Annotated in this window: 25 protein-coding genes; 11 read left to right on the forward strand and 14 right to left on the reverse strand. The window is 63.8% G+C overall.

Annotation, left to right across the window (positions count from 1 at the left end):
* Positions 1-193: 193 nt before the first annotated feature.
* The 4 genes from AC1DN0_RS16230 to AC1DN0_RS16245 all read right to left on the reverse strand — a co-directional run bounded on the left by AC1DN0_RS16230 (position 194) and on the right by AC1DN0_RS16245 (position 4,490).
* A complete protein-coding gene (locus tag AC1DN0_RS16230; RefSeq protein WP_441634957.1) occupies positions 194-610 on the reverse strand; it encodes a DUF779 domain-containing protein in 417 nt (138 codons plus the stop codon).
* Positions 611-650: 40 nt separating this feature from the next.
* Positions 651-1,679 (reverse strand): alcohol dehydrogenase AdhP, encoded by a 1,029-nt coding sequence (adhP, locus tag AC1DN0_RS16235; RefSeq protein ID WP_477145846.1) that lies wholly within the window; start codon positions 1,677-1,679, stop codon positions 651-653.
* A 111-nt stretch (positions 1,680-1,790) separates the two neighbouring features.
* Positions 1,791-3,311 carry an aldehyde dehydrogenase gene (gene adh, locus AC1DN0_RS16240; protein WP_441634961.1) on the reverse strand — a complete coding sequence of 507 codons (1,521 nt, stop codon included), beginning with the start codon at positions 3,309-3,311 and terminating at the stop codon, positions 1,791-1,793.
* 231 nt (positions 3,312-3,542) lie between these two features.
* Positions 3,543-4,490, reverse strand: a complete 948-nt coding sequence (locus tag AC1DN0_RS16245) for a LysR family transcriptional regulator (RefSeq protein ID WP_441634963.1) — start codon at positions 4,488-4,490, stop codon at positions 3,543-3,545.
* 117 nt (positions 4,491-4,607) lie between these two features.
* On the opposite strand from AC1DN0_RS16245, the gene AC1DN0_RS16250 reads away from it, so the two are divergent.
* The gene (locus AC1DN0_RS16250; RefSeq protein WP_441634965.1) at positions 4,608-8,168 is read left to right on the forward strand and encodes an indolepyruvate ferredoxin oxidoreductase family protein; all 3,561 of its coding nucleotides are present in this window, start codon (positions 4,608-4,610) and stop codon (positions 8,166-8,168) included.
* Between the two features lie 24 nt (positions 8,169-8,192).
* Here the strand turns inward: AC1DN0_RS16250 and AC1DN0_RS16255 are convergent, their stop codons facing one another.
* From AC1DN0_RS16255 to AC1DN0_RS16265, 3 genes are all read right to left on the reverse strand, one after another.
* A complete protein-coding gene (locus AC1DN0_RS16255) occupies positions 8,193-8,513 on the reverse strand; it encodes a hypothetical protein (protein WP_441634967.1) in 321 nt (106 codons plus the stop codon).
* A 115-nt stretch (positions 8,514-8,628) separates the two neighbouring features.
* Entirely contained in the window at positions 8,629-8,946 is a 318-nt protein-coding gene (locus AC1DN0_RS16260; protein WP_441634969.1) for a YnfA family protein, read from the reverse strand.
* Positions 8,943-9,947, reverse strand: coding sequence for a 5'-nucleotidase (locus AC1DN0_RS16265; RefSeq protein WP_441634971.1), 1,005 nt, complete (start codon positions 9,945-9,947; stop codon positions 8,943-8,945). The genes AC1DN0_RS16260 and AC1DN0_RS16265 overlap by 4 nt, the downstream gene beginning before the upstream one ends.
* Before the next feature lie 288 nt (positions 9,948-10,235).
* Between AC1DN0_RS16265 and AC1DN0_RS16270 the strand changes: the two genes are divergently transcribed.
* From AC1DN0_RS16270 to mdeB, 3 genes are all read left to right on the forward strand, one after another.
* On the forward strand, positions 10,236-10,520 hold the full coding sequence (locus tag AC1DN0_RS16270) for a type II toxin-antitoxin system HigB family toxin (RefSeq protein WP_441634973.1): 285 nt from the start codon (positions 10,236-10,238) through the stop codon (positions 10,518-10,520).
* Positions 10,505-10,942 carry a helix-turn-helix domain-containing protein gene (locus AC1DN0_RS16275; RefSeq protein WP_441634975.1) on the forward strand — a complete coding sequence of 146 codons (438 nt, stop codon included), beginning with the start codon at positions 10,505-10,507 and terminating at the stop codon, positions 10,940-10,942. The genes AC1DN0_RS16270 and AC1DN0_RS16275 overlap by 16 nt, the downstream gene beginning before the upstream one ends.
* 230 nt (positions 10,943-11,172) lie before the next feature.
* Positions 11,173-13,848: an alpha-ketoglutarate dehydrogenase gene (gene mdeB, locus AC1DN0_RS16280; protein WP_477145847.1), complete on the forward strand. Its 2,676-nt coding sequence runs from the start codon at positions 11,173-11,175 to the stop codon at positions 13,846-13,848.
* Here the strand turns inward: mdeB and AC1DN0_RS16285 are convergent.
* From AC1DN0_RS16285 to AC1DN0_RS16295, 3 genes are all read right to left on the reverse strand, one after another.
* Entirely contained in the window at positions 13,845-15,041 is a 1,197-nt protein-coding gene (locus tag AC1DN0_RS16285) for a trans-sulfuration enzyme family protein (protein WP_477145848.1), read from the reverse strand. The two genes, mdeB and AC1DN0_RS16285, sit on opposite strands and share 4 nt — an antisense overlap.
* A gap of 151 nt (positions 15,042-15,192) precedes the next feature.
* Positions 15,193-16,092, reverse strand: a complete 900-nt coding sequence (locus tag AC1DN0_RS16290; RefSeq protein WP_477145849.1) for a LysR family transcriptional regulator — start codon at positions 16,090-16,092, stop codon at positions 15,193-15,195.
* Positions 16,093-16,144: 52 nt separating this feature from the next.
* The gene (locus tag AC1DN0_RS16295; RefSeq protein WP_441634983.1) at positions 16,145-17,068 is read right to left on the reverse strand and encodes a carbon-nitrogen hydrolase family protein; all 924 of its coding nucleotides are present in this window, start codon (positions 17,066-17,068) and stop codon (positions 16,145-16,147) included.
* An 81-nt stretch (positions 17,069-17,149) separates the two neighbouring features.
* Between AC1DN0_RS16295 and AC1DN0_RS16300 the strand changes: the two genes are divergently transcribed.
* From AC1DN0_RS16300 to AC1DN0_RS16320, 5 genes are all read left to right on the forward strand, one after another.
* Positions 17,150-18,070 (forward strand): LysR family transcriptional regulator, encoded by a 921-nt coding sequence (locus AC1DN0_RS16300; RefSeq protein ID WP_441634985.1) that lies wholly within the window; start codon positions 17,150-17,152, stop codon positions 18,068-18,070.
* Positions 18,071-18,211: 141 nt separating this feature from the next.
* The gene (locus AC1DN0_RS16305) at positions 18,212-19,186 is read left to right on the forward strand and encodes a Bug family tripartite tricarboxylate transporter substrate binding protein (RefSeq protein WP_441634987.1); all 975 of its coding nucleotides are present in this window, start codon (positions 18,212-18,214) and stop codon (positions 19,184-19,186) included.
* Between the two features lie 16 nt (positions 19,187-19,202).
* Positions 19,203-20,021, forward strand: coding sequence for a carbon-nitrogen hydrolase family protein (locus AC1DN0_RS16310; RefSeq protein WP_441634989.1), 819 nt, complete (start codon positions 19,203-19,205; stop codon positions 20,019-20,021).
* Positions 20,022-20,147: 126 nt separating this feature from the next.
* The gene (locus AC1DN0_RS16315; protein ID WP_441634991.1) at positions 20,148-21,221 is read left to right on the forward strand and encodes a porin; all 1,074 of its coding nucleotides are present in this window, start codon (positions 20,148-20,150) and stop codon (positions 21,219-21,221) included.
* Between the two features lie 8 nt (positions 21,222-21,229).
* The gene (locus AC1DN0_RS16320; protein ID WP_441634993.1) at positions 21,230-21,601 is read left to right on the forward strand and encodes a hypothetical protein; all 372 of its coding nucleotides are present in this window, start codon (positions 21,230-21,232) and stop codon (positions 21,599-21,601) included.
* Between the two features lie 192 nt (positions 21,602-21,793).
* Here the strand turns inward: AC1DN0_RS16320 and AC1DN0_RS16325 are convergent, their stop codons facing one another.
* From AC1DN0_RS16325 to AC1DN0_RS16340, 4 genes are all read right to left on the reverse strand, one after another.
* On the reverse strand, positions 21,794-22,168 hold the full coding sequence (locus AC1DN0_RS16325; RefSeq protein ID WP_477145850.1) for a hypothetical protein: 375 nt from the start codon (positions 22,166-22,168) through the stop codon (positions 21,794-21,796).
* 169 nt (positions 22,169-22,337) lie between these two features.
* Positions 22,338-22,967 (reverse strand): DJ-1/PfpI family protein, encoded by a 630-nt coding sequence (locus AC1DN0_RS16330; protein WP_441634997.1) that lies wholly within the window; start codon positions 22,965-22,967, stop codon positions 22,338-22,340.
* Between the two features lie 94 nt (positions 22,968-23,061).
* A complete protein-coding gene (locus tag AC1DN0_RS16335; protein WP_477103696.1) occupies positions 23,062-23,751 on the reverse strand; it encodes a helix-turn-helix domain-containing protein in 690 nt (229 codons plus the stop codon).
* Positions 23,752-23,918: 167 nt separating this feature from the next.
* Complete coding sequence (locus AC1DN0_RS16340) at positions 23,919-25,256, reverse strand: MFS transporter (protein WP_441635001.1); 1,338 nt, start codon at positions 25,254-25,256, stop codon at positions 23,919-23,921.
* A 263-nt stretch (positions 25,257-25,519) separates the two neighbouring features.
* On the opposite strand from AC1DN0_RS16340, the gene AC1DN0_RS16345 reads away from it, so the two are divergent.
* Both AC1DN0_RS16345 and AC1DN0_RS16350 read left to right on the forward strand, forming a co-directional pair.
* Positions 25,520-25,927 carry a cupin domain-containing protein gene (locus tag AC1DN0_RS16345; RefSeq protein ID WP_400092867.1) on the forward strand — a complete coding sequence of 136 codons (408 nt, stop codon included), beginning with the start codon at positions 25,520-25,522 and terminating at the stop codon, positions 25,925-25,927.
* A 58-nt stretch (positions 25,928-25,985) separates the two neighbouring features.
* The gene (locus tag AC1DN0_RS16350) at positions 25,986-26,306 is read left to right on the forward strand and encodes a DUF3470 domain-containing protein (RefSeq protein ID WP_045235870.1); all 321 of its coding nucleotides are present in this window, start codon (positions 25,986-25,988) and stop codon (positions 26,304-26,306) included.
* Positions 26,307-26,525: the final 219 nt, after the last annotated feature.

The raw sequence follows: 26,525 nt of genomic DNA on the forward strand, positions 1-26,525 counted from the left end.
CAGGCAAAAAGAGCGGAAAAGAGGGGGCCATGTTTGAGTATCGCCTTAAGGCGATGCGAGTTTGGCCCCCGGCCGCTCTTTTTGCCTGACGACGAGGGGAAGTCGCCCCATCCGGCGCGCCTTCTTTGCCTACTTTCTTGGCAAGACAAGAAAGTAGGTCGCCCCCCGCAGGGGGGTGAAACCGCCTTTGACTTTAGGCTTTTGAAGTTGAAATTGAAGTTGAAGTTGAGTCCAATCTCCCAGCCTCCTCATCGCTAAACAACTCCGACCGCGTCAAAAACCGCATCCCCGTCGGCCCCTCCAGCGAAAACATCCCCCCCGACCCCGCCACCACATCAATCACCAGCCGCGTATGCTGCCAGTACTCGAACTGCGCCCGCGTCATATAAAACCGCGCGCCGCCAATCTCGCCGAGGCAAACGTCGGCATCGCCGATAATCAGCTCGCCATCCGGATAGCACATCGGCGCRCTCCCATCGCAGCACCCCCCTGACTGGTGGAACATCAACGCGCCATGCTGAGCGCGCAAGCGCTCGATCAGCGCAAGCGCGGCAGGGGTGGCAACGACGCGTTGCACCGCGTCGGGTGAAGTGGCATCAGCGTTGGACATCGGGTGGCTCCTTGCCTACAGACCGTTCAGGCCACAAACCTCAGGCAGCAAAGTCCATCACCACCCGGCCTTCGATATCGCCGGCGCGCATGCGCGTGAAGATCTCGTTGATCTTCTCCAGCGGCGCGGTGGACACGGTAGCCTTGACCGCCCCATGAGCGGCGAAGTCGAGTGATTCCTGCAGGTCGCTGCGGGTGCCGACGATGGAGCCGCGGATGGTAATGCCCTTGAGCACCACATCGAAAATCGGCGTGGGGAAGTCTCCCGGCGGCAAGCCGTTCAGCGCAACCGTGCCGCCGCGCCGCACCATGCCGATGGCCTGGCCGAACGCCTTGGGCGAAACCGCCGTCACCAGCGCGCCGTGCGCGCCGCCGATTTCCTTTTGCAGGAACGCCACGGGATCGGTCGTACGCGCATTGACCGTGACCTCGGCCCCCAGCTTGCGGGCGAGATCGAGTTTCTTGTCGTCGATATCCACCGCCGCCACGCGCAGGCCCATGGCGCGCGCATATTGCACCGCCACATGGCCAAGCCCGCCGATGCCGGAGATCACCACCCATTGCCCGGGGCGAGTATCGGTAACTTTCAAGCCCTTGTAGACTGTGACGCCCGCGCACAGGATGGGCGCGATCTCGACAAAGCCCACGCTGTCAGGCAGCAGCCCTACGTAGTTGGGATCGGCAACCACGTATTCGCCATAGCCGCCGTTGACCGAATAACCGGTATTCTCCTGCTTTTYGCACAGGGTTTCCCAGCCCTGCAGGCAGTGCTCGCAATAGCCGCAGGCGCTGTAGAGCCAGGGCACGCCGACACGGTCGCCTTCCTTCACGCGGGTCACGCCGGCGCCTACCGCCGATACATAGCCCACGCCTTCGTGGCCGGGGATAAAGGGCAGGGTGGGCTTGACCGGCCAGTCGCCTTCGGCGGCGTGCAGGTCGGTGTGGCATACGCCCGAGGCTTCAATCTTGACCTGGATCTGGCCGCGTCCAGGTTGCGGCACCGGTACTTCATCGATCGTGAGCGGGGCGCCGAACTCGCGCACCACGGCGGCTTTCATCATCGCTGTCATCTCGACTCCTGATGCTGTTGGCAAGGACGCCCGCGCTGCGCGGCAGGAGGCCGGCAGCCCGGGCACCATGCCGATCATGGCATGGGCGGATACGCCCATTCTTGCGCTATATCAAAAGAAGCCGAGCGCGTTCGGGCTGTAGCTCACCAGCAGGTTCTTGGTCTGCTGGTAGTGATCCAGCATCATGCGATGGTTCTCGCGCCCGATGCCGGATTGCTTGTAGCCGCCGAACGCCGCATGGGCCGGATAGGCGTGATAGCAGTTGGTCCACACGCGGCCAGCCTGGATGCCGCGGCCCATGCGGAAGGCGCGCGCGCCATCGCGTGTCCATACACCGGCGCCCAGGCCGTAGAGCGTATCGTTGGCGATTTCCAGCGCTTCCTCCTCATCCTTGAAGGTGGTGACAGAAACCACCGGGCCAAAGATCTCTTCCTGGAAGATGCGCATCTTGTTATGGCCGGCGAATACCGTGGGCTTGACGTAGTAGCCGCTGGACAGGTCGCCGCCCAGCGCGTTGCGCTCGCCGCCGATCAGGCACTGCGCGCCTTCCTGCTTGCCCAGGTCGATGTAGGAGAGGATCTTTTCCAGTTGTTCCTGCGAGGCCTGCGCGCCGATCATGGTGGCCTTGTCGAGCGGGTGGCCCTGCTTGATCGCCGCCACGCGCTTGAGCGCGCGTTCCATGAAGCGCTCGTAGATCGATTCCTGGATCAGCGCGCGCGACGGGCAGGTGCAGACTTCGCCCTGGTTCAGCGCGAACATGGCGAAGCCTTCCAGCGCCTTGTCGAAGTAGGCATCGTCGGCGGACAGCACATCCTCGAAGAAGATGTTCGGCGACTTGCCCCCCAGTTCCAGCGTGACCGGGATCAGGTTCTGCGAGGCGTACTGCATGATCAGCCGGCCGGTGGTGGTCTCGCCGGTAAAGGCAATCTTGCTGATGCGAGAGCTGGATGCCAGCGGCTTGCCGGCTTCCAGGCCGAAGCCGTTGATCACATTGAGCACGCCCGGCGGCAGCAGGTCGCCGATGATTTCCATCAGCACCAGGATCGAGGCCGGGGTTTGTTCCGCGGGCTTGAGCACCACGCAGTTGCCGGCGGCCAGCGCGGGCGCCAGCTTCCACGTGGCCATCAGGAGCGGGAAATTCCACGGGATGATCTGGCCGACCACGCCGAGGGGCTCATGGAAGTGATAGGCCACGGTGTCGTGGTCGATCTCGGAGATGCCGCCTTCCTGCGCCCGGATACAGCCGGCGAAATAGCGGAAGTGGTCTACCGCCAGCGGCAGGTCGGCCGCCGTGGTTTCGCGGATGGGCTTGCCGTTGTCGATGGTCTCGGCCACCGCCAGCGTGACCAGGTTGGCCTCGATGCGGTCAGCGATGCGGTTGAGGATGTTGGCGCGCTCGGTGGTGGAGGTACGGCCCCAGGTGCCCTTGGCGCGGTGCGCTGCGTCCAGCGCGGCTTCCACGTCCTTCTGGTTGGAGCGCGGCACGCGCGTGAAGGTCTTGCCGGTGACCGGCGAGATGGCTTCGAAGTACTGGCCATCGGCCGGGGCCACCCAGGCGCCGCCGATATAGTTCTCGTACTGTTCCTTGTAGGGATACGCAACGCCCAGCTGGGCGATTTCCGCCATGTTCATGTCTCGCTCCGATTTGTGATTTCGCTCTGTACTGCGTGTCGTGCCGCTTTGTTTGCGCACGGATACCCTTCCGCAAGAGCTGTGCCCGGCGGACATTACGGAGCGAGAACGCCAGAAACCGGGCAAAGACGGCGCTTGGCCGGGCTATGCCGGCTGTAGCCGATGTGTCACGGCGCGAGGCAGTGTTCCGATCTGGAACACCAGGTGTGGCGATGCGGCGCAGCGGCGCAGTCAGCTGCCGCTGGTGTGGATCAGGAACTCGCGCAGGGCGTCCGCCGCCTTCTCCAGCTTGCGCCCGGGCTGCCACAGCAGCCCGACTTCCATGTCCGGCACGCCGTCGGCAATCGGCCTTGCCTCGATCTGCCTGCCCTCCAGCGACCACGGGCGGTACACCATGTCGGACAACACGGTCACGCCGAAGCCGTGCGCCACCAGGCCGCGCAGCGCTTCCATCGAACTGGTGCGAAACGCGATCGACGGCGCCAGCCGCTTGCTGCGCCAGTAGCGCAGCGTGGAGCGCTCGCCTTCGTCCACCGTGAGCAGGATGTAGGGGTGCGCCGCGATGTCCTTCAGCGTCAGGCGGGGCAGAGCCAGCAAAGGGTGCGACGGCGACGCCCAGAGCTGCCGCCGCGAGCGGATTACCGTGTGGTGGGCAAACCGCGGCAGCTTCTCGATATTGGACAGCAGGCCGATGCCTAGCTCGATCTCCCCGGACAGCACGGCCTGCTCGATGCCCGGGCGGTCCATGTCGTGCAGGTCGAAATCCACATCCGGATAGTTGGTGCGAAAGCGCGCCAGCAGTCCCGGCAGCAGGTAGCCCAGCACGGTATAGGACGCCGCCAGCCGGACTTTGCCCTGCAGGTTGTGCGCCTGGAAGCGCGGCTCGCGCAGGGTGTCCTGCACGGCGTCCAGGATCTGGCGGGCGCGCTGGTGTAGCCGGTGGCCCTCCGCCGTCAGTGCCACGCCGTGTGGCAAGCGATCGAAGAGACGCACGCCGAGCTGCTGCTCGAGCATCAGCACGGCATTGGTAATGGCCGATTGCGACACATGCTCGGCCGTGGCAGCCATCGAGAACTGCCCGGTTTCCGCCGCCGCCGAGAAGTAGCGGAACTGCCGCAAGGTGATTTCCTTGGCAATGCGCTGCCCGCCTTCTTCCTTGCCGTGCCGTTCTTTCGCCATGTGCGCTCCAGCTATGTGTTTTTCAGATACCAGCTCTCTGAATTCGTGATTTTACGATATCGGCGCGCCTTCCTACACTCAGCTCCAGCCCCATAAGAGCGTACGGAGACAGCATCGATGAATGCCCCCCTATCCCAAGCCCAGCAAGATGCCCTGGCGTCGGTTACCCTCGACGACAAATACACCCTGGAAAAAGGCCGCGTCTATCTCAGCGGCACCCAGGCGCTGGTGCGCCTGCCCATGCTGCAAAAGGCGCGCGACCGCGCTGCCGGGCTGAATACCGCCGGCTTTATCTCGGGCTATCGCGGCTCGCCGCTGGGCGGGGTGGACCAGGCGCTGTGGAAGGCCAAGAAGCACCTGGCCGCCAGCGACGTGGTGTTCCAGCCCGGCGTGAACGAGGACCTGGCGGCCACCGCCGTGTGGGGCACCCAGCAGGTCAATCTGTTCCCGCACGGCACCCGCGACGGCGTGTTCTCGATGTGGTACGGCAAGGGCCCGGGCGTGGACCGTTCCATCGACGTGCTCAAGCACGCCAATTCCGCCGGCTCGGCGAAGCATGGCGGCGTGCTGGTGCTGGCGGGCGACGACCACGCCGCCAAGTCGTCCTCGGTGGCGCACCAGTCCGAACACGTGCTGCTGGCTTCCGGCATCCCGGTGCTGTATCCGTCCAATGTGCAGGAATACCTCGACTATGGCCTGCATGGCTGGGCCATGAGCCGCTACTCCGGCCTGTGGGTGTCGATGAAATGCGTGACCGATGTGGTGGAATCCACGGCCTCGGTCGAAGTCGATCCCGATCGCGTGAAGATCGTGCTGCCGGAGGACTTCGCCATGCCGGAAGGCGGCCTCAATATCCGCTGGCCCGACCCGCCGCTGGCGCAGGAAGCCCGCCTGCTCGACCACAAATGGTATGCGGCACTGGCCTACATCCGCGCCAACAAGCTCAACCGCGTGGTGCTGGATTCGCCCAACGCGCGCTTCGGCATCATGACCGCCGGCAAGGCCTACCTCGACGTGCGCCAGGCGCTGTCGGACCTCGGCCTGGACGACGACACCTGCCGCCGCATCGGCATCCGCGTGTTCAAGGTGGGCTGCGTGTGGCCGCTGGACGCGCACGACGCGCGCGACTTCGCCACCGGCCTGGAAGAGATCCTGGTGGTGGAAGAAAAGCGCCAGATCCTCGAATACGCGCTCAAGGAAGAGCTCTACAACTGGCGCGACGACGTGCGCCCCAAGGTCTACGGCAAGTTCGACGAGCGCGGCAACCACGGCGGCGAATGGTCGCTACCGCGCGGCAACTGGCTGCTGCCGGCGCACTATGAGCTATCGCCGGCGCTGATCGCCAAGGCCATCGCCACCCGGCTGGAGAAGAGCGACCTGCCGTCTGACGTGCGCGAACGCATCGCCGCGCGCGTGGCGCTGATCGAGGCCAAGGAGCGCGAAGCCGCGCGCCCGCGTATCTCGGTGGAGCGCAAGCCCTGGTTCTGCTCGGGCTGCCCGCACAACACGTCCACCCGCGTGCCCGAAGGCTCGCGCGCGCTCGCCGGCATCGGCTGCCACTATATGGCGATGTGGATGGACCGCAATACCGACACCTTCAGCCAGATGGGCGGCGAAGGCGTGGCGTGGACCGGCCAGATGCATTTCACCGGCGAGAAGCATGTGTTCGTCAACCTTGGCGACGGCACTTACTTCCACTCGGGCCTGCTGGCGATCCGCGCGGCCATCGCGTCCAAGGCCTGCATCACCTACAAGATCCTCTTCAACGATGCCGTGGCGATGACCGGCGGCCAGCCCGTGGACGGCGTGCTGACCGTGCCGCAGATTGCGCACCAGGTGCTGGCCGAAGGCGCCAGCAAGATCGTGGTGGTGACCGACGAGCCGGAGAAATACGGCGACGGCAGCATGTTGCCCGGCGGCGTCACGGTGCATCACCGCGACCAGCTCGACGACATCCAGGTCCAGCTGCGCGACACCGCCGGCGTCACCATCCTGATCTACGACCAGACCTGCGCCACCGAGAAGCGCCGCCGCCGCAAGCGCGGCACCATGGCCGATCCCGCCAAACGCGCCTTCATCAACGACGCGGTCTGCGAAGGCTGCGGCGATTGCTCGGTCAAGTCCAACTGCCTGTCGGTGGAGCCGCTGGAAACGCCGCTGGGCACCAAGCGCAAGATCAACCAGTCCTCCTGCAACAAGGACTTCTCCTGCGTCAACGGCTTCTGCCCGAGTTTTGTCACGGCTGAAGGCGCTCAGGTGCGCAAGCCGGCCGCGGCGGGCGGCAAGGGCGCGGGCGCCGATTTCAGCGCGCTGCCGCAGCCGGCGCTGCCCATGCTCGAGCGGCCCTACGGCGTGCTGGTAACGGGTGTCGGCGGCACTGGCGTGGTCACCATCGGCGGCCTGCTCGGCATGGCTGCCCACCTGGAGCAAAAGGGCGTGACCGTGCTCGACATGGCCGGCCTGGCGCAGAAGGGGGGCGCGGTGATCAGCCATGTGCAGATTGCGCCGACTCCCGCCGCGCTGCATGCTACCCGTATCGCCACTGGCGAGGCGCGGCTGGTGATCGGCTGCGACGCCATCGTCTCGGCCTCGCCCGAAGTCCTGTCCAAGACCCGGGTCGACGTGACGGCGGCCGCCATCAATAGCGCCAACACGCCGACCGCCGACTTCATCAAAAACCCGAACTGGAAGTTCCCGGGCGCCTCGGCCGAGCAAGACCTGCGCGCCAGCGTCGGCGAAGCCTGCGCCTTTATCGATGCCAATGCCTGGGCCGTGAAGCTCCTGGCCGATTCGATCTACTCCAACCCGCTGCTGCTCGGCTTTGCCTGGCAGAAAGGCTGGGTGCCGCTGCAGCGTGACAGCCTGGTGCGGGCCATCGAGCTGAACGGCGTGTCGGTCGAGAAGAACCTGCTGGCCTTCGACTGGGGGCGCTATCTGGCGCACCATGGCGAAGCGGCGCTGAGCGCGCAATTGCAAATGGCGCCGCGCGCGCAGGTGGTGGCCATGCCGGAAACGCTCGATAGCGTCATCCGCCAGCGCGAAGCGCTGCTCACGGCCTACCAGAACCCGGCATACGCCGCCCGGTACCGTGCCGTGGTCGACGGCGTGCGCGCCGCCGAGACGCGCGTGGGTGCCAATGCCCGCCTGCCGCTCAGCGAAGCCGTGGCGCACAACCTGGCCAAGCTGATGGCCTACAAGGATGAGTACGAGGTCGCCCGCCTGTACGCCGACCCCGCCTTCCTGGACAAACTGCGCGCGCAGTTCGAAGGCGAACCTGGCCGTGACTACCAGCTCAGCTTCCACCTGGCCCCCCCGCTGCTGGCCAAGCAGGACTCGCATGGCCACCTGGTCAAGCGCCGCTTCGGCCCGGCCATGCTGACCGCATTCCGTTTGCTGGCACGCGCCAAGGGCTTGCGCGGCACCGCCTTCGACGTGTTCGGCAAGACCGCCGAGCGGCGCGCGGAGCGCAAACTGATCGAGGATTACATCGCCATGGTGGAAGAGTTTGGCGCAACGTTGAGTGCCGATCGCCTGGACACGGCGGTGGCGCTGGCCAGCCTGCCCGACGACATCCGTGGCTTCGGGCATGTCAAGGAAGCCAATATGGAAAAAGTGGCGGCACGCCGGGCGGAGCTGCTGGCCCGGTATCGGGGCGAGGCGGTGCGCGTGGCGGCCTGAGCGGCCCCGGATGCACCGTGCCGGTCAGCGAGTGCGGCGGCGCGCCCGCTCCTGATCGGCAATCGCAAGCGCATCTGCAATGGCGTCCAGGGAGTCGACGCCCATCGCCACCACGAGATCGACGGCATCGCCTTTTCTGAAGATGATGACCCTGAGATTGCCGTTGCCAGCGCGGAACTCGTCGACGGCTTGAATGACGCTCGGGTCAAGGTCTTTCACCAGGTCCGCGCTCTCAATGCTCCCGGAGGACCAGTACGTGCGTTTCTCGTCAGGGCGGCCAACAATAAGGCGTTCTCTGGCAGGCAGACGTTCGACAAGACCGAACGCTTCAATCAGGGTCATCATATGAGTCAGGCAACGGCGGGCCGCCAAAGAAAAAAGTGCCGTCCGCGGGGGGGCGCGGCGTTCATTATAGCGAGGCCGTGCCTGCAGCCTCGTACCTATCCATGCCCGCTTTATCTCACCGTGGCTGGAACACGATAATCGCCATGCCCGCAATTGCCACCGCCACCCCGGCCAGATCCCAGTGGCTGGGCCGCACCCCATCCACCAGCCATAACCACGCGATAGCGACCGCGATGTAAATCCCGCCATAAGCCGCATAGACCCGCCCGGACGCGTCCGGGTGCAACGACAGCAGCCAGGCAAACAACACCAGCGCCAGGGCGCCGGGGATCAGGATCCAGGCGCTGGCGCCCTGGCGCAACCACAGGTAAGGCAGATAGCAGCCGAGGATTTCCGCGCAGGCAGTGACGAGGTAAAGGGCGAACGTTTTCATTCAACGGAAGAGGCAGCGGACTCAGACGTGTCTACAGGGGGCGCATCGGCCCGCGGGTTCGTCACGCGCTTGCGCGCAGCCGTACGCCGCTTGCCGCCGCCCAGTTCGCCGCCCTTATAAGGTACCCGCCCCGACGGCACCACCGCCGAAGCCAGTTCCACATGTCCCTCCTGGTCATCGAAGAACATATGCGCGCCGAAGGCCTGCAGGACCTGGTCCTTGGGCAGCCCGCCCAGGAAGAACGCCTCGTCGATGCTGACGTTCCACGCCCGCAAGGTATGCACCACCCGCGTGTGCGCCGGGCTGTTGCGCGCAGTCACGATGGCGATGCGCACCGGGCACTGTCCCGGCTCGAAATGCGACTGGATCTCCGCCAGCCGGAGCAGCAGCTTGGCGAACGGCCCTTCGGCCATGGCCTTGTGGCGGTGTTTCTGCTCATGCCGGGTAAAGGCCTCCAGCCCTTTCTGCTTGAAAATCTGCTCGGACTCGGGCGAGAACAGCACGGCGTCGCCGTCGAAGGCGATGCGGATCTGGCCGGCGGGGGCGTGATAGTCGGCGGGCGCGGCGTAAAGCTGGGCCGCGGCCACGCCACCGTCGATGGCGGCCTGTACGTCGGAGGCTTCGCGCGAGAGGAACAGGTCTACCTTGAAGGCTTGCAGGTATCGAGAGATCGGCTCGCCGCCGGTGAAGGCCGCGCGGGTGATGTCCAGCCGATGCGTCTCGATGGCGTTGAACGCGCGCAGCCCGGTGTCGGGCGAATTGCGTGAGATCACCACCACCTCGACCAGCCTGCGGTCCGGGATCAGGTGATTGAGTTCGAGCAGCGCCTGCACCAGCGGGAAGGCCGTGCCCGGCAGCAGGGGCTCGTCCTCATGCTGGCGCTGGTAGGCGGAGTAGGAAGCCACGCCTTCGGATTGATAGATACCGTTCTCGTGCTCGAGGTCGAATAGCGCTCGGGACGAGATGCCGATGACGAGTTTGTCGGTGAGATCGTAGGCCATGCCGCAGTATAAAGGCAGACGATTCGACGCTATGGCGCCAACATCGACATTGAGGATGGCGTGGGCGTGATCAGGGCCAAGTCTGCGCTGCGGTGGCTCAGGCGCGGGCAAGCGTCTGAGAATGCCTATCGAGCATGAGTGGTGCTTGATACATGCCGATGGCACGGTCCAGGATGACTCGGCCGACCTGGTGGTGGCGTTCAGCCACAGCCGTCCTGCTGGCTAAGGCTAGCCGGCGGTAATACTGGCCCTTGCGCGGGTAATCTCAATTTGAGATACACTGCCGTCATGCGCGTGATCTCTAACAAAACCCTGGTGGATTTCGCGGCCCGATATCCGGATGCCAAAGTACCCTTACAGGCTTGGCGCAAACTGGTCGAGGCCACCAGCTTCGGCAGCTATGCCCACTTGAAGGCAACCTTTGATGCTACCGATCGTGTGGGAAATTTCTACGTCTTCGACTTTGGTGGCAACAAATACCATCTCATCACCGCGATTCACTTCGACCGCCAGATGCTCTACGTGCGCGAAGTCCTGACTCACAAGGAGTACGACAAATGGAAGCCCTCTTGAACGTGGCTGCACTGACCGCTCACTTCCGCGCTTTGTCCGAAGTCGTACCCCTGCACCCCATCCGGACTGAACGTGATTATCACGAGGCCGTCAACGTCATGAACGCACTGCTCGATGCGGGCGCGGCAGACGAATCGCATCCTCTGGCGGATCTGGTCGCGACGCTCGGTGAGTTGATTGCAGACTACGACCAGGCACACTACGCATTTCCTGCCGTAAGCGGCGTGGATGCCTTGCGATTTCTGATGGAGCAGCACCACCTTACGCAGGCACAAGTCCCCGAAATCGGTAGCCAGGGCGTGGTTTCGGAAATCCTGAAAGGGCGCCGCGAACTCAACGTGCGCCAGATTCGGGCCCTCGCTGCCCGTTTTGGCGTCGCTGCATCCGTCTTCCTCCCGGCCGATGCACCTGTCGTAGCCTGAGGCCGCGATACGCCAAGCCCATCCGCCGCCACTTGCAGCCAGCGCGCCTGTCCCCGCAGCACGTTGCGCTGCCAGCGGCCCAGCCGCAGCACGCTACGCTGCCAGTGGCCGGTGTCGCTTGCCAATTCGGCAGCTTCTGCCGCGGCCTCCTCCCTACAATGAATTCCTCGATTCGCGGCATCCTTGACGCTGTCGCCGGATACAGAAGAACGAAGCCCACGGAGACCGCAATGAGTGCCCTGCAAAAGCCCGCCGCCATCGAGATTGCCTCAGGCCAAAGCCACGACCCCGACCACGAAGAGACCCGCGAATGGCTCGACGCCCTGGCCGGCGTCTTCCGCGCCAGCGGTGCCCCGCGCGCGCGCTTCCTGCTGGAACGCCTTGCCGAGCATGCGAGCCATCTCGGCCTGGGGCCAAGGGCGAATCCGTACTCGGCCTACCAGAACACGATTGGCGTGGGCGAACAGCAACGCTATCCCGGCGACCTGGCGCTCGAGCAAAAACTGACGTCGATCATCCGCTGGAATGCGCTGGCCATGGTGGTCCGCGCCAACAAGGCCTATGGGGAGCTTGGCGGCCACCTGGCCAGCTATGCTTCCGCCGCCGAGATCTTCGAGGTGGGCTTCAATCACTTCTTCCGCGCGGACGAGGGCGAGCGCAAGGGCGACCTGGTCTACTTCCAGCCGCATTCCGCGCCGGGTGTCTATGCGCGCGCCTTCCTCGAAGGACGGCTGTCCGAAGCCCAGCTCGCCAGCTACCGGCAGGAAACAGGCGGCGGTGGACTCTCCTCCTATCCGCACCCCTGGCTGATGCCGGATTTCTGGCAGTTCCCGACCGGCTCGATGGGCATTGGCCCGATCAGCGCCATCTACCAGGCGCGCTTCCTGCGCTACCTCGGCCATCGCGGCATTGCCGACACCGYGGCGCGCCGCGTCTGGGGCGTGTTCGGCGACGGCGAAATGGATGAGCCGGAATCGCTCGCCGCGCTCTCGCTCGCCGCGCGCGAGAAGCTGGACAACCTGACCTTCGTGATCAACTGCAACCTGCAGCGCCTGGATGGCCCGGTGCGCGGCAACGGGCAGGTGATCAATGAGCTGGAAGCGCTGTTCAGCGGCGCCGGCTGGAACGTGGTCAAGGTGGTCTGGGGTTCCGAGTGGGATGCCCTGTTCGCCCGGGATACCAGCCACGCGCTGCTGCGGCGCTTCGCCGCGATGGTGGATGGCGAATACCAGAACCTTGGCGCCAAGGATGGCGATTACAACCTCGCGCACTTCTTCAACCGCGACCCCGRACTGAAAGCGCTGGCCGCCAGCATGAGCAGCGCGGATATCGATGCGCTGCGCCGGGGCGGGCACGATTTCCGCAARCTGTATGCCGCATTCCGCGCCGCGCAGGAACACAAGGACCGGCCGACGGTGATCCTCGCCAAGACCAAGAAGGGCTACGGCATGGGCGAGGCGGGCGAATCCCGCATGACGGCGCACCAGCAGAAGAAGCTGGACATCGACGCGCTGCTGGCCTTCCGCGACCGCTTTGCGCTGCCGCTGGACGACGATGCCGTGGCGGCGCTGCGTTTCTGCAAGCCGGCCGAGGACAGTCCCGAGATGGCCTACCTCCGCGCGCGCCGCCAGGCGCTGGGCGGTTACCTGCCGGCGCGTGCGCGAACCGCGCCCGCGCTGCGCATGCCGGAACTGATGCAGTACGGCCGCTTCGCCATGGAGCCGGACGACCGCGCGGTCTCCACCACCACCGGCGTGGTCCGGCTGTTCACCAACCTGATCAAGGACAAGACCGTCGGCCCGCGGGTGGTGCCTATCGTGGCGGACGAGGCGCGCACCTTTGGCATGGCCAACCTGTTCCGGCAGATCGGCATCTACTCGCCCATGGGCCAGCTCTACGAGCCGGAGGATGCCGGTTCGATGCTGTACTACAAGGAAAGCCAGCAAGGGCAGTTGCTGGAAGAGGGCATTACCGAAGCCGGGGCGCTGGCCTCGTGGACGGCCGCGGCCACGTCATACAGCGTGAGCGGCGTGGCCATGCTGCCGTTCTACATCTATTACTCGATGTTTGGCTTCCAGCGCGTCGGCGACCTGATCTGGGCGGCGGCGGACCAGCGCGCGCGGGGCTTCCTGATCGGCGCCACGGCCGGGCGTACCACCCTTGCCGGCGAAGGCCTGCAGCACCAGGACGGCACCAGCCAGCTGATTGCGGCCACGGTGCCGAACTGCCGCGCCTACGATCCGGCCTTCGCCAGCGAGGCTGCGGTCATCATCCATCACGGCGCGCGCAGCATGCTGGAAGAACAGCGCGACGAGTTCTACTACCTGACCGTCAACAACGAGAACTACGTGCAGGCGCCGTTACGCGAGGACGCGCATGACGACGTGATCAAGGGCATGTACCTTTACGGCACGCGCGGACCCGAAGGCGCCGCCACCAGCGTGAGGCTGCTCGGCTCGGGCGCCATCCTGCGCGAAGTCATCGCCGCCGCGGACCTGCTGGCGAGCGACTGGGATATCAAGTCAGAGATCTGGAGCGTGACCAGCTTCTCCGAACTGGCCAGGGACGCCCGCGAATGCGAGCGCGCCAGCCTGTTCGCCAGCGGTGGCGAAACGGAAAGCCATTTGCAGCGCTGCCTGCCGGGCGCAACCCCGGTCATTGCCGCGACCGATTACGTGCGGGCCTATGCGCAGCTTATCGCGTCATACCTGCCCGCGCCGTTCACCGCCCTGGGCACGGATGGCTTCGGGCGCAGCGATACGCGCGCGGCGCTGCGGCGCTTCTTCGAGATCGACCGGTACCACGTGGCAATTGCCGCGCTGCGCGCGATCTCGCCGGAGCTGCACGCGCGGGGGCTGGAGCACTATGGCGTGCGCATGGAGTCCGATGGGCCCTGGGTGCGTTAAGCAAGCGCCTGCGCAATATCCGCCAGCAGGTCCGGTGCATCCTCGATGCCGGCACTGAGGCGGACCAGCCCGTCCGTGACGCCGTTCTGCAAGCGTATATCCTCCGCGACAGCGCTATGCGTGGTGGAGGCGGGATGGCAGGCGAGCGAGTCGGCATCGCCCACGGAGACCGCCTGCGTGACCAGTGTCAGCCGGTCCAGGAATCGCCGTGCCGCTGCCCGGCCGCCACGCAGTTCCAGCGACAGGATGCCGCCGAACAGCCGCATCTGGCCACGCGCGATCTCGTGGCCGGGGTGAGAGGGCAGGCCCGGATAGTAGACGCGCTCGACCGCGGCATGGCCATGCAGCATCTGTGCGATCTGCTGTGCGTTGTCGCAGGCTGCCTCGATCCGCAGCGGCAGCGTCTTCAGCCCCCGGATGAGCATGGCGGCCTCATGCGGGCTCAGGCAACCGCCCAGGTCTTTCATGCCGGTCGGGCGGATGCGCTGGATCAGCTCGCCGCGGGCGACAGCGACGCCGCCCGTGGCATCGCCGTGGCCGCCGATGTACTTGGTGGCCGAATGCACGGCTACGTCGATGCCGAGCGCCAGCGGCCGGGTCAGGCAAGGCGTGGCGAAGGTGTTGTCGGCCACGCTGAGGATGCCCGCCGCCCGCGCGATACGGGCCGTTTCCTCCAGGTCGATGATGCCCATGACGGGATTGGCCGGCGTTTCCACGTAGATCAGCCGGGTACGCTCGCTCAGGCGGGCTTGCACGCTCGCCAGGTCGGGCACGGCAAAGGTCTGGATGCCAAGGCGGGGCAGCAGGTTGCGCATGATCCCGTCGGTGCCGCCGTAGAGCGTGCCGACGTAGATGGCCTCGTCGCCCGCCGAGAGCAGCCCGAGCAGCGTCGATGTGATGGCAGCCGKGCCGCTGGCAAACGCCACCGCGCCTTCGCCGCCTTCCAGCGCAGCCATCTTGGCCTCGAAGGTCTGCACGGTCGGGTTGGCGAAACGGCTGTAGAGAAAGCCCGGCTGCTCCCCGGAGAAGCGCCGCGCGCCCGCGTCGAAATCGTCGTAGGCAAACGACGAGGTGGCAGCGATGGGCGGCGCGATGGCGCCGGTCGACACATCCGGATGTTGTCCGGCGTGCACGGCGAGGGTGCGCAGGCCGAGGGCGGGGGAGGACGATGAAGCGGGCTTTTGAGAACGCATGACTGTGCCTTGACAAGGTGGGTTTGCTAGCCATCCGGGTCTTTCCCGAAGGCATGAGAATTATGTTTCTTGTTGAAAACCTGGGCCGGTTGCCCTGGCGCGTGTGCCGATGGTGCCTGCCCTCCTTGTGCATCGGCGTGCGCAACATGCATCACGCGTTCGCCCGCGACGGTAGCCGCGCAATATCGCGGATGCACTCGGCGATGATACGGCGCAAGGGGGTCGACGGCAGATCGATGAAGGAAGCGAAGTATGTCTGCGTCGGGAACGGCCGGGAGAGCCCGAGAAATCTTAGCGTTCCTGTATCGAGCTCGTTGCGGATGAGGTCAACGGGCAGCACCGCGTATCCAACGCCAGCACAGGCGAGGCGCAACATCACGGACAAGGAGCTGAGAACGTTCAGCTTGAAGCCGGCCAGATGCGGCGTGTCAAAGTAGGTGGCAACCGAGGCGAAGAGGTCCGAATCGACTGGATACGAGAGCAACATCTGCTGTTTTAGCGCCTCGACCGACGGCGATACGTTGCCGGGAATCAGGCGGGGGCTCGCGACCCAGGCGTAGTCAAGCTCCAGCAGCTTCAGGTTGTCCACGTTCGGTTCGTTGACACTGCCGAGGAGAAGGCCAATATCGAGCGCGCCGCTTAGTAGCTTGTGCCGAATGTCGGTGCTGGTGAGAGAAGGCAGATGGATATTGACGTCAGGCCATCTGGCATAAAGCACGTCAACCAGCGGCTCGAGTATTGCCCCGGCGACCGTGCCGCTCATGCCGATGGTGATCTGGCTGGGCATTGCATCCTYTGCGGCAAACCGCTGGGTGAACGCGTCCGCAAGGGCAAGCAGCTCCTCCGCCGGCGCCAGCATCTCGGCGCCCTCCGGGGTGAGGCACAGTTGCTTTCCCTTTTCCCGGACAAAAACCTTTACGCCCAGCTCTGCTTCGAACGCGGCGATGCGCGCGGAGATGGTGGCATCGGTGGCGTGAAGCCGCTGCGCAACCAGGGTCATCCTGCGCAGCCGGGCCGCCCAGACGAATGTTTCAAGAAATCGAAGGTTCATGGGCTGGCATCCTGCGCATGGCTTACGGCTCGGGCTCCCCCGCCTGTCCGCCTCAGGTCTGGAAGTTGACCGATGTCTTCGGCCGTTCGTCAACCGTCATCGAAAAGACATCCGGGCGAGAATAATGGCCGACTACGTCAAAGTCGTAGCGTGCGCGCACCAACTCGTCGGTATCGATCTCGGCGGCTACTAGGCCTTCCGCATTCAGCAAAGGCCCGGCGATGATGTCGCCCATCGGTCCAATGACCACGCTGCCGCCGCGGATCAGCGGGCGATCCGCTTCCCAATGCGGTACGTCGATGCCGAGTTGCCGCGGCGAGGCCTGGACCTGGCAGGCGCTGATGACAAAGCAGCGGCCCTCATGGGCAATGTGGCGCATCGACGCCTGCCAGATATCGCGCTCGTCCACGGTCGGTGCGCACCAGATCTCCACGCCCTTGGCATACATCGCCGTGCGTAGCAGGGGCATGTGGTTCTCCCAGCAGATCGCAGCGCCCACGCGCCCGGCGGATGTCTGCAGGGCAGGCAACGTCGAGCCGTCTCCCTGGCCCCAGATGAGGCGCTCCGTGCCCGTCGGCATCAACTTGCGGTGCTTCGCGGCGAGACCAGCGGCGGGATCGAAGAACAGCGCCGTACAGTACAGCGTATTGCCGTCTCGTTCAATGACCCCCACCACGAGGCTCGCGCCCGTGCGCGTGGACAGCGCCGCCAGCGCTTGCGTTTCGGGGCCGGGTACGTCGATGGCGTTCTCGAAGTAGTTGGCGAATGCGTCGCGGCCCTCGGGCAGGCGATAACCCAGCCGCGTACCGAAGATCTCGCCTTTGGGATATCCGCCCAGGAGTGCCTCCGGCATGACGACGACGCTTGCGCAGGATGAGAGGATCTTGTCCTCGAACGCCAGGATCCTGGCCAGGGTTTCGGCCTTTCCCGAGGGGGAGGAACCAATCTGGAGGGCGGCGACGATGGAAGCGGGCATGAGGTGTGGCTCCGGGAAGAGGGTTGCGCTATGTTCACGCCCACGCCATCATGAATCAAGGTGGATTGGGATGTATCTGATATGAATGCCATAGATATTGAGGCGATGGACCTCAACCTGCTGAAGGTCTTCGAGGCGCTCTACGAGGAGGGCGGCGCCAGCCGAGCCGCGATCCGCTTGGGCCTGACGCAGTCCGCGGTGAGCGCGGCGATCGGCCGCCTGCGCCGCGTCTATGGCGACCCGCTGTTCGAGAGAGCCGGGCGTGGCATGCGCCCCACGGCGCGCGCGCAGGAACTGAAGCCCGTGGTCAGTGAAGCGCTGAACCACTGCCGCAAGAGCCTTTCGATGGTGGCGCCGGGCGGCAACGTCTTTCACGAAAGGACGATCTCCATCGGGCTTTCGGATGACTACGAGATCGCCATGGGGCGCCGTCTCGTCGACCGCCTGGCGGAAATGGCGCCCGGCATCCGCTTGCTGTTTCGGCAGACACACAGTCAGAAGGCCGTGGAAATGCTGGTGGATCGCTCCGTGGACCTCATCGTGGCAGCGGGGGGACTGGCATCGCGGGCCGTGGCGAAGCATGTACTCGGGATGGGGGGCTATGCCTGCCTGGTGCCTGCCATTGGCGCGCCAGCGCGTGGCTTGACGCTTGAGGAATACGTGCGTAGGAAGCATATCCTGATCTCCTCCGGCGGCTTTGTGGGCATTGTCGACGAGGCCCTTGCCGCGCTTGGCCTGAAGCGGCGGGTGGAGGTTTCGACCACCCACTTCGCAGCCGTGCCGTTCCTGCTCCGCGGGAACGACACCATCGCGACGCTGCCTGCGCATGCCGCGCACGCCCTGGCTGGCCTGGGCGGCTTCCAGGTACTGCCGTGCCCGGTCGCCTTGCCCCGCGATCCCATTGAACTGGCGTGGCGGATGGACGTCCTTCGCGATCCGGCGGTGGCCGCTGTCAAGCAGGCCGTCGTCGATACCTTCGCCAACATGGCGTGGATCTCTTAGGAATCGGCTGACAGGAGGGAGGAAGTCAAAATTTCCTTGTCTGAGCGTAATTTTTATTTGTTTTACCAGCGCCGCGGCTTACGGCACGATCTCGCTCGTCAAGTGTGTTGCTTCATCACACTCATGCCACCGAGATGCCGCATGCCCAAATTGTTCTGCCTCGCCGCCGCCAGTCTCGCTTCACTGTGCTGCGCGGTACCAACCCTTGCTGTGTCGGCCGACTGGCCGGCCAAGCCCGTGACGCTGGTTGTGCCATTTCCCGCGGGAGGAGGGAACGACTTGGTCGCGCGCCTGATCTCCGCCGCGATGAGCACGGCGCTCGGGCAGTCCCTTGTTATCGACAACCGGCCCGGCGCCGGTGGCACGATCGGCGCGGGATTCGTCGCCAAGGCGCCGCCGGATGGCTACACCTTGCTGCTTTGCTCTACCGGGAACCTGGCGGTCGCCACGGCGCTATACCCAAAGCTGTCCTATGGGATCAAGGACCTGGTCCCGGTGAGCCACATCGTCAATACGCCGACCATCTGGGTGGCAGCCCCCCAAATTCCCGCCAACACCCTCAAGGAATTCATCAACCTGGCCAAGCGCGAGCCCGGCAAGTACAACTTCGCATCTGGCGGCAACGGGACGACGCCGCATCTTGCCGGAGTGGCCATGAAAATGCGGAACCACCTGGACATGCAGCATGTGCCTTACAAAGGCTCGACGCCCGCATATACGGACCTTACCGCCGGTCGCGTCAGCTTGATGATGGATAGCGTCATCTCCGCGTTGCCTTTCGTTGAATCCGGCCGCGTGAAGGGCCTGGCGACAGGGACGGCCAAGCGCCTGCCGCAGCTTCCCGCGGTGCCCACGCTGGCCGAGCAGGGCCTGAGCGAGCTGAGTTTTACGGGGTGGGTAGGAATATGCGCCCCCAGTGGAACGCCGGTCCAGGTGGTGTCCAGGATCGGCCAGAGCGTGAAGGAGGTACTCGCGCGGCCAGAGGTGCGCGATGCCTTTGCCAGGCAGATTGCGGAGCCGGTTGGCGATGGCCCCGCGAAATTTGCAGAGACGATCCAGCGCGATGCCCTGACCTGGCGCAAGATCGTTACCACCTCACACGCGGAAATGGACTGAAGCGGAGAGCCGGAAAATGAAAATCGCCGCCATTCAAATGGTGTCTTCTCCGAGCCTGCCGGACAACCTTGCCGTCGCGGAAAACCTGATCGATGAAGCCGTGCACGGCGGTGCCACGTTTGTCCTTCTGCCCGAGTACTTCTGCCAGATCGGTCTTCACGAGACTGACAAGTTCGCGATTGCCGAGGCGTTCGGCGAGGGGCCGATCCAGGCTTGCCTGGCCGCCAAGGCGAGGCAGCACGGCGTATGGATCGCGGGCGGCTCGCTCCCGCTGGCTACCACGCAAGCGCCAAAGGTCACCAACACGATATTGTTGTTCGGGCCCACGGGAGAGGTGAAGGCGCGCTACGACAAGTTGCATCTGTTCAGTTACCTGGATGGCACCCGCGACATTGACGAGAGCCGGACGATGGTCGCGGGCACCGAAATGGTCACGGCGCGGACGGAGTTCGGCTGCGTGGGGCTATCCATTTGCTATGACCTGCGCTTTCCGGAGCTCTACCGGGCCATGCGGCAAGTGGACCTCATCCTCGTGCCGTCGGCATTCACGCAAACCACTGGCCGTGCGCACTGGGAGATCCTGCTCCGTGCGAGAGCGATCGAGAACCAGTGCTATGTGCTGGCCGCGGCGCAAGGCGGGACGCACGCCAATCAGCGGCAGACGTTTGGCCACAGCATGTTGATCGACCCATGGGGAGACGTGGTTGCCAGCCTGCCCCAGGGCGAAGGCGTTGTCATCGGCGAGATGAGCCAAGACCGTTTGCGCAGCGTCCGCGAAGCCATTCCGGCGTTCAAGCACCGACGGATTCTGGGGCCGACGGCCATCGGCTTGTAGTACAGCAGGCCACGTCGGCGCACCTCAAGCCTCAAGCCTCAAGCACTTCAATCAAGCGTTCCAATTCTTCCCTCCCTCGTTCCAGGCGGGGGTGTGGCCCTCGTATTGCTTAACGGTTTGAAAGCTATGAAGACAAATGCCGCAACATTGGCTGCTGTGACGGGGCTGAGCATCTCGGTCTGCACCTCGGACGCAAAGGCCGAATCGGCGGTCTTTGGTGTCGTGGATATGGCACTCGATATCTCGAAGCAAGGACTGGGAACGCTGACACGCCTGCAGAGCGGCAGCGACTGGGGTTCGCGTTTCGGCATCAAGGGGGTCGAGCGCATCTCGCCGGGCCTGAGCGCCGTTTACTGGCTGGAGAGCGGCTTCGGGGCAGACGACGGGATGTCCCAGCAAGGCGGGAGGCTGTTCGGGCGCCAGGTATACATGGGTCTTTCCAGCGAGCAGCTGGGCCGGCTGACGTTCGGTCGCCAGTACTCTCCCGAGAACCGGATGTTCTGGAACATCGATGCGTTCAACGCAGGGCTGGCCGGCGGCCTTCCGGCCATTATTCCCGCCGGCGTGGCGCGTGCCACGCTCGGGCGGGTCGACAACTCCATCCTATGGACGTCCCCGGATCGCTGGCCGGGTGTCACTTACGTGATGTACGCACCAGGAGAGGTCGCGGGGAACCAGCGGGCCGGGCGGATGTGGGGCGTGTCCACGCGGCAGAAGAACGACCTCGCCGACTTCAACATCGGCTTCGTGACACAGCGCAACGCGACCGACACGGGAAAGCTGCAGGCCTTCAGCATGGGGGGAAACTACACGGTGGGGCCGGCGAAGCTGTTTACCGGCTGGCACCGCGACTGGAATAGCCAGGCAAATACGCCGTCAACAAAGGGGCCGGAGCAGGTCTACGACATGTTTCCCTTCGGCGTGAAGTACGGCGTCGGTGCGCAGGCCACGCTTATCGCCCAGTTCGTGCTGGTCAAGGACCGTACGCAAGGCGTGGCCAACAGAAACACCAATCTCATTGCCATCGGCGGCCACTACGCATTGTCAAAGCGCACGGTCTTGTTCGCCGCGTCAGGGCGCATTCTCAATAAAAATGGGTCACAGTACTCCCTTGGCGGTGGCTTGTACGCCGGGGGCACTGTCGGACCGGGTAACCCAACGGCTCGCACTGTCCAGATCGGCATGCGGCACAATTTCTGAGAGATTCCATGATTTCAAACTGGATCGCGCAGCATATAGGATGCATCCGCGTATTTAGATTCGAGGTGTTGCCTGGCCAGGAACTGGCCTACCGGCAATACTTGAGGAATGTGGTGGAGCCCATCGACGAGGTTGCTTTTGCCGATGGTGCCTTCCTTGAGGTGCTTTGCCTGACCCAAGCCAATCCGTGCGGCAAAAGCGGGACGCAGTGCCGTGTGTTCGCATTCCGCGACGTGGCGCAACGCAATGCCTTTCCCGGGCTGATTGCCGAAGCCGCCAGGCAGTTCGATCGGACCGGGGAAGCCCGCAATCTACGCAAGGCCTACGCCGATACGCTTCGGACCGTGGTCGGGGTCGACGACTATGAATTGAGCGCGTAGGAAGGGACGCCATTCCGCGACATGGGGAGCGCCGACGCCCACTGTCGCCGGCGATCTCCCTCCGTGCCCCTTGCCCGCCTCAGCGCGCAACGCCAGGACGATAGCGAAGTCTCTGCGGAAGATTCATTTGGTGTGTCGATGCGATTTGCGCGTTGCATGGAAAGCTGCGCTTGCCATGCGCCGCGGCCTAGATCAATCCCCGCTCGCATCCTCTGAACGTTCGTGCAAGACGTGCCCGAACTCATCCAGTTCCTTCTGGATCCTCGCCATGCTAGCGTCAATGGTCTGCTGCGTAACTTCGCCATCGACGAACTCAACCGAGACGCGGGTAATACGGGAGTCCTTGTCGACGATGCCTTGCAGCACCTTGTCAAATAGCTTCTCCCCCGCACGCAAGCCGAGCGGGCGGGGAACAAGCACCTTGATCAGCAGGATTTCCTCCTCACTCTCCGTTTTCTCCGTTTGCGCCGCATTGGCAAAGGCCGTCCGCAGATACGATTTGAGTTTCAAGACACTCAGGTTGCCGGGAACACCGATATGCRACACCCGAACCTTTTTCTCCGCCATGCTATCTCTCCACCGAAATTGAACGCGAGGACTATACCGCAGGCGGCATCGGTCCAACAAAGCGCAGCACTGTCGCAATGGATTACGCCAACGAGGATGCAGGTGCGGGTAAAGGGCTGAGCGTGACCGTGCTCATTCCTACGGCTGCTGCGCGCTAGGAAGCAACTGGTCAGGCAGCATGCCTGAGCGTGCGCAGGCGTCGCCGGTTGGCGTCCAGCGCCGCGTCATACTCCATGATGCGGGCCGTCTCGTGGCTCACTTCGGAGCCGAGGTACCGCTCAAGGAGGTAGAGCGTCAGGTCAATGCCGAGCGTCACGCCGCCGCCGGTAATGACATCGCCTTCATCGACCACCAGCGCCTGGACGGCTTGCGTGTCCGGATATAGTCTGGCCAGGGTGGTGCCCGGGCATTCCTCTGGTCCTGTGACAGGAAACTTTGTCGTGGCGGTCTTGCCTTCGAGCAGGCCGGAGGCCCCGAGGATCATGGCGCCCGTACATACGCTCGCCACGCGCTCGCCGCTGGCGTGACGCCGGCGGATAAACGAAAGCATGCCATTGTTATGCACCTGCTCGCGCCAGCCCGGGCCTCCGGTCACGATCACGACATCCGCCGGCGGCGCATCGGCGAACGCGTAGTCGGTTTCGACGCGCAGCCCGTTCTGCAACCGGACCATGCCGCCGTGCTCTGAAACGGTGAAGTACGAGAGCTTCTCCGTCACGCGTTTCGCCATCGATAGCGTCCCGATGACAGCGAGTTCGATGGGCTCAATGTGTTCATACAAAACGACCGCGATGCGCATGGTGTTGTCTCCGAGTGGGTTGTTTCCCAATCTTATGACATTGTTTCCTTTTGGGCAACTTACTCATTTCGCTAGCCTGCCGTTTTGCTACGTCTCACTTGAGGTCTGGCTCGGCAGGCTCCATTACAACCACCACTGCCTGTGCATCGCCCTCCAGGGCGCGGCCCCGATGCGGCGTGCTGGACTCGAAGTAAAGGCTGTCGCCAGCTTCCAGGATGCAGCGTTGAAGCTTGCCTTTGACTTTGAACTCGAATTCGACTTTCCCCGACAGGAGAAAGACGAATTCCTCTCCCGCATGCTCGAAGAAGAAGTCGAGATTGATCTCGGAGGGGAAGGTAAACATGAAGGGGTCCATGTGCTTGCGCTGCTTCTTGTGCGCCAGGCTCACATAGTCGTACCCGTAGGCGCTGCCGCCGCGAAACACGGGTTTGCGCTCCCAATGATGTACCACGGAGACGGGGGTGTCGGCACTTTCGGGCGAGACCGCGTCCGCGGCATCCGTGTCGACAAAGAAATAGCTCAGTTCCATGCCCATGGCGCGTGCGATGCGAGCCAGCGAGCCAATCGGCGGCGCCTTTTTCCCGTTCTCGATCTTGGATAGATAGCCCTTTGTGAATCCGGATAGCTCCGCAAGGGCTTCAAGCGTAAGGCCATGCTCGATGCGTGCCGTGCGCAGGCGCAGGCAGACGGCTTCTTCATCATCTGTCGGCGCCGTGCTCACATCCTGAGCGGCTTGCTTCTGCCGTGATGCGAGAAGTGTTTTATCGAGGGTTTTTGCCGTCATGGCTTGCAAGTTCCGTTCGCCCGTCTGGTAGGGGAATGGGAAACTTGGGCAAGTTTCCCGGTTGGAATTGTAAGCCTTGTTGCGTGGCGTTTGTTGCCCAGGGGGGTTGGGCGCCGCTTGCGCTGCCCTTGCGCCAGGAAGGCGACGCCACCGCAAGCAGCCATCCGTCAGGATTCGTAGAGGTTGTCCCGATAGGTTTCAGTGCTGGCCGCGGTAGCGATCAGGGTAACGAGGCCAAGCACGGCAATCATGATGGCCACGCCGACGAAATGTCCTTGCCTGGCCAGCAGGGCGGTCGCCAGCATGGGCGCAAGGCCGCCCCCGATGCCCGCCGCCACCTGGCACCCCAGCGATGCCCCGCTGTAGCGTACCTTGGTGCCGAACAGCTCGGGAAGCAGGGCGGCTTGTGGACCGTACATGGAGCCGTGGCCCAGATTCATGCAAATTGCCACGGCCAGCGCAATGATCGCGGGATTGCCGGTCTGGATGCACATGAATAGCGGATAGGCCGCCGCGATGGTGAAAAGGGATCCCAGGAAATACAGCGGGCGCCGGCCCCAGCGGTCTGACAGATGGCCGAACAACGGGATCGTCAGCAGTTCCAGCGCGGCACCAAGCAGCACGCCGTCCAAAATGACCGTCTTGGGAATTTTCAGTACGGTGGTCCCGTACACGACGACGAACACGGTGAGGATATAGACCCAGGCAACTTCGCAGACTTTCAATCCAATACTGATGACGAGGTTGCGGCGGTGCTTGGTCAGCACCTCGAGCAGGGGGATCTTCGGCGGCTCCTTGTCCTGCGACGCCGCGGCAAAGACCGGCGATTCCGAGACCTTCAAGCGGATATAAAAGCCCAGGAAGACAAGAATGGCGCTCAGCAGGAACGGGACGCGCCAGCCCCACGCCAGGAAGTCGGCGTCCGCCATCCTGCTCAGGTAGGCAAAGATGCCGGTAGAGGCAAGCATGCCCAGCGGGAATCCCATCTGCACCAGGCTCCCATAAAAGCCGCGCTTGTCTCGCGGCGCATGCTCGATCACCATCAGCGCCGCGCCGCCCCACTCCCCGCCGATGCCGATGCCCTGGATCACGCGCAGCAAGATCAGCAGCACCGGCGCCCAGATGCCAATCTGGCCATAGGTGGGGAGCAAACCGATGGCGAACGTGCCGCCGCCCATGAGGAACATCGTCGTCATCAGCATGGTCTTGCGGCCGACCTTGTCGCCGAAGTGCCCGAATACGACACCACCCAGGGGGCGCGCGATAAAGCCAACGGCAAAGGATCCCAGCGCGGCCATGGTCCCCATCAACGGGTCTAGCGATGGAAAGAACAGCTTGTTGAACACCAGCGCGGCGGCTGTGCCATAGAGCAAAAAGTCGTACCACTCGACCATGGTGCCGATGACGCTGGCCGTCACCACCTTGCTCATGCTGTCCCTGCCGCTGGATCGGTGCGCTGTGTCGACCAAACCTGCGGCGCCCTCCGTGTTTGTGTATGCATCCATCGGTGTCTCCTGTCTCCTGTTTGCTGCTTGTCATTGGCTTCGGGGGCGCAATCTCGCGAGAACTGCGCGTTCATAGTAGTCAATTGGGAAACATTTTCAAGCAATGTAGGGTAAACAAGGAAACTAAAGTTACTAATAAAGCATAAATATCAAAACACATTGAAGGTGGGTTGACCAAAAGGAAACTATTGAGTAAATTAGTTTCCGTGCGACGCATCGTGTTTGCGCGCTTGCACTTACCTAACTGTCCAGAGGAGACTGCCGTGATTGAGAACCAACACTTCAGCGAGCGTTTGAAGGGCAAACTGGAGCCGACCCCCGGCGGTTCGGTTTATGTCGATCCAGATACCCTCGAATGGGAGCCCTCCCAGTTCGAGAAGATCTCGATGAAAGTCCTGTATCGCAACGACGCCGCCGGCGAAATGACCGTGCTCCTCAAGTGGGAGCCAGGCGCGGTGCTGCCATTCCACAAGCATCCGGAGATCGAGCAAAGCTATGTGCTCGAGGGATCGTTCTACGATCACGACGGGATCTGCCGCGCCGGCCAGTTCGTCTGGCGCCAGCCTGGTTCATTGCACGAAACCCGTTCCGACGAGGGCTGCCTGCTGTTCGCGGTCTATCGCAAGCCGAACGTCTTCTTTGGTACGGCCGGCTTCCGCAAGACCTCCTGAAATTGCCGGCGTCCTATCCCCGGGGCGTGGTGCTCCGGGATTTGTCATTGGAGTCGCCATGGCTTGCGTCGTCACTGAAGCTTGCATCAACTGCCGCTATGGAGATTGCGCGGAAGTCTGTCCCGTGCATGCGTTCCATCAGGGGCCGAACTTTATGGTGATCGACCCGTCGGTCTGCCTGAATTGCACGATTTGCACCCTGGTATGCCCGGTCAATGCCATCAAGAATGACTATGACCTGACAGAGGAGGAACTCGGTTTCGTTGAACTCAATGACAAGCTGGCGCAGAAGTGGCCGGTGGTGAAAATTGGGGACGGGCCGCTGCCGGATGCCGACGATTGGGCGTTTCTGGAAAACAAGAGGGCGTTGCTGGTCTAGGGAGCAGGTGAGGGGCCATCGCCACGGAGAGCTGCCGTCCATGCGGTCAGCCGTGCAGAGGATCAGGAAGCGCCTGACAGCTTTGGGTGCTCGGCACACTAGCCAGTCGTCCCCGCTCTCTGGTGGCAGCACAACGATCGAGCGCGCGCAGATAACGCGCCTTGGCGTCGATGGCAACGCTGGTAAATGACTGTTGCAAAATCAAACAAAATGTCAGGT

This window comes from Cupriavidus sp. 05N39 (assembly GCF_056397325.1).

What these genes read in the sequence shown, in the direction of transcription:
- adh (WP_441634961.1), bottom strand. Translation starts at nt 3,311, where the DNA reads ATGAACATGGCGGAAATCGCCCAGCTGGGCGTTGCGTATCCCTACAAG.
- AC1DN0_RS16245 (WP_441634963.1), bottom strand. Translation starts at nt 4,490, where the DNA reads ATGGCGAAAGAACGGCACGGCAAGGAAGAAGGCGGGCAGCGCATTGCC.
- AC1DN0_RS16250 (WP_441634965.1), top strand. Translation starts at nt 4,608, where the DNA reads ATGAATGCCCCCCTATCCCAAGCCCAGCAAGATGCCCTGGCGTCGGTT.
- AC1DN0_RS16255 (WP_441634967.1), bottom strand. Translation starts at nt 8,513, where the DNA reads ATGATGACCCTGATTGAAGCGTTCGGTCTTGTCGAACGTCTGCCTGCC.
- AC1DN0_RS16260 (WP_441634969.1), bottom strand. Translation starts at nt 8,946, where the DNA reads ATGAAAACGTTCGCCCTTTACCTCGTCACTGCCTGCGCGGAAATCCTC.
- AC1DN0_RS16265 (WP_441634971.1), bottom strand. Translation starts at nt 9,947, where the DNA reads ATGGCCTACGATCTCACCGACAAACTCGTCATCGGCATCTCGTCCCGA.
- AC1DN0_RS16270 (WP_441634973.1), top strand. Translation starts at nt 10,236, where the DNA reads ATGCGCGTGATCTCTAACAAAACCCTGGTGGATTTCGCGGCCCGATAT.
- AC1DN0_RS16275 (WP_441634975.1), top strand. Translation starts at nt 10,505, where the DNA reads ATGGAAGCCCTCTTGAACGTGGCTGCACTGACCGCTCACTTCCGCGCT.
- AC1DN0_RS16295 (WP_441634983.1), bottom strand. Translation starts at nt 17,068, where the DNA reads ATGCCCGCTTCCATCGTCGCCGCCCTCCAGATTGGTTCCTCCCCCTCG.
- AC1DN0_RS16300 (WP_441634985.1), top strand. Translation starts at nt 17,150, where the DNA reads ATGAATGCCATAGATATTGAGGCGATGGACCTCAACCTGCTGAAGGTC.
- AC1DN0_RS16305 (WP_441634987.1), top strand. Translation starts at nt 18,212, where the DNA reads ATGCCCAAATTGTTCTGCCTCGCCGCCGCCAGTCTCGCTTCACTGTGC.
- AC1DN0_RS16310 (WP_441634989.1), top strand. Translation starts at nt 19,203, where the DNA reads ATGAAAATCGCCGCCATTCAAATGGTGTCTTCTCCGAGCCTGCCGGAC.
- AC1DN0_RS16315 (WP_441634991.1), top strand. Translation starts at nt 20,148, where the DNA reads ATGAAGACAAATGCCGCAACATTGGCTGCTGTGACGGGGCTGAGCATC.
- AC1DN0_RS16320 (WP_441634993.1), top strand. Translation starts at nt 21,230, where the DNA reads ATGATTTCAAACTGGATCGCGCAGCATATAGGATGCATCCGCGTATTT.
- AC1DN0_RS16330 (WP_441634997.1), bottom strand. Translation starts at nt 22,967, where the DNA reads ATGCGCATCGCGGTCGTTTTGTATGAACACATTGAGCCCATCGAACTC.
- AC1DN0_RS16335 (WP_477103696.1), bottom strand. Translation starts at nt 23,751, where the DNA reads ATGACGGCAAAAACCCTCGATAAAACACTTCTCGCATCACGGCAGAAG.
- AC1DN0_RS16340 (WP_441635001.1), bottom strand. Translation starts at nt 25,256, where the DNA reads ATGGATGCATACACAAACACGGAGGGCGCCGCAGGTTTGGTCGACACA.
- AC1DN0_RS16350 (WP_045235870.1), top strand. Translation starts at nt 25,986, where the DNA reads ATGGCTTGCGTCGTCACTGAAGCTTGCATCAACTGCCGCTATGGAGAT.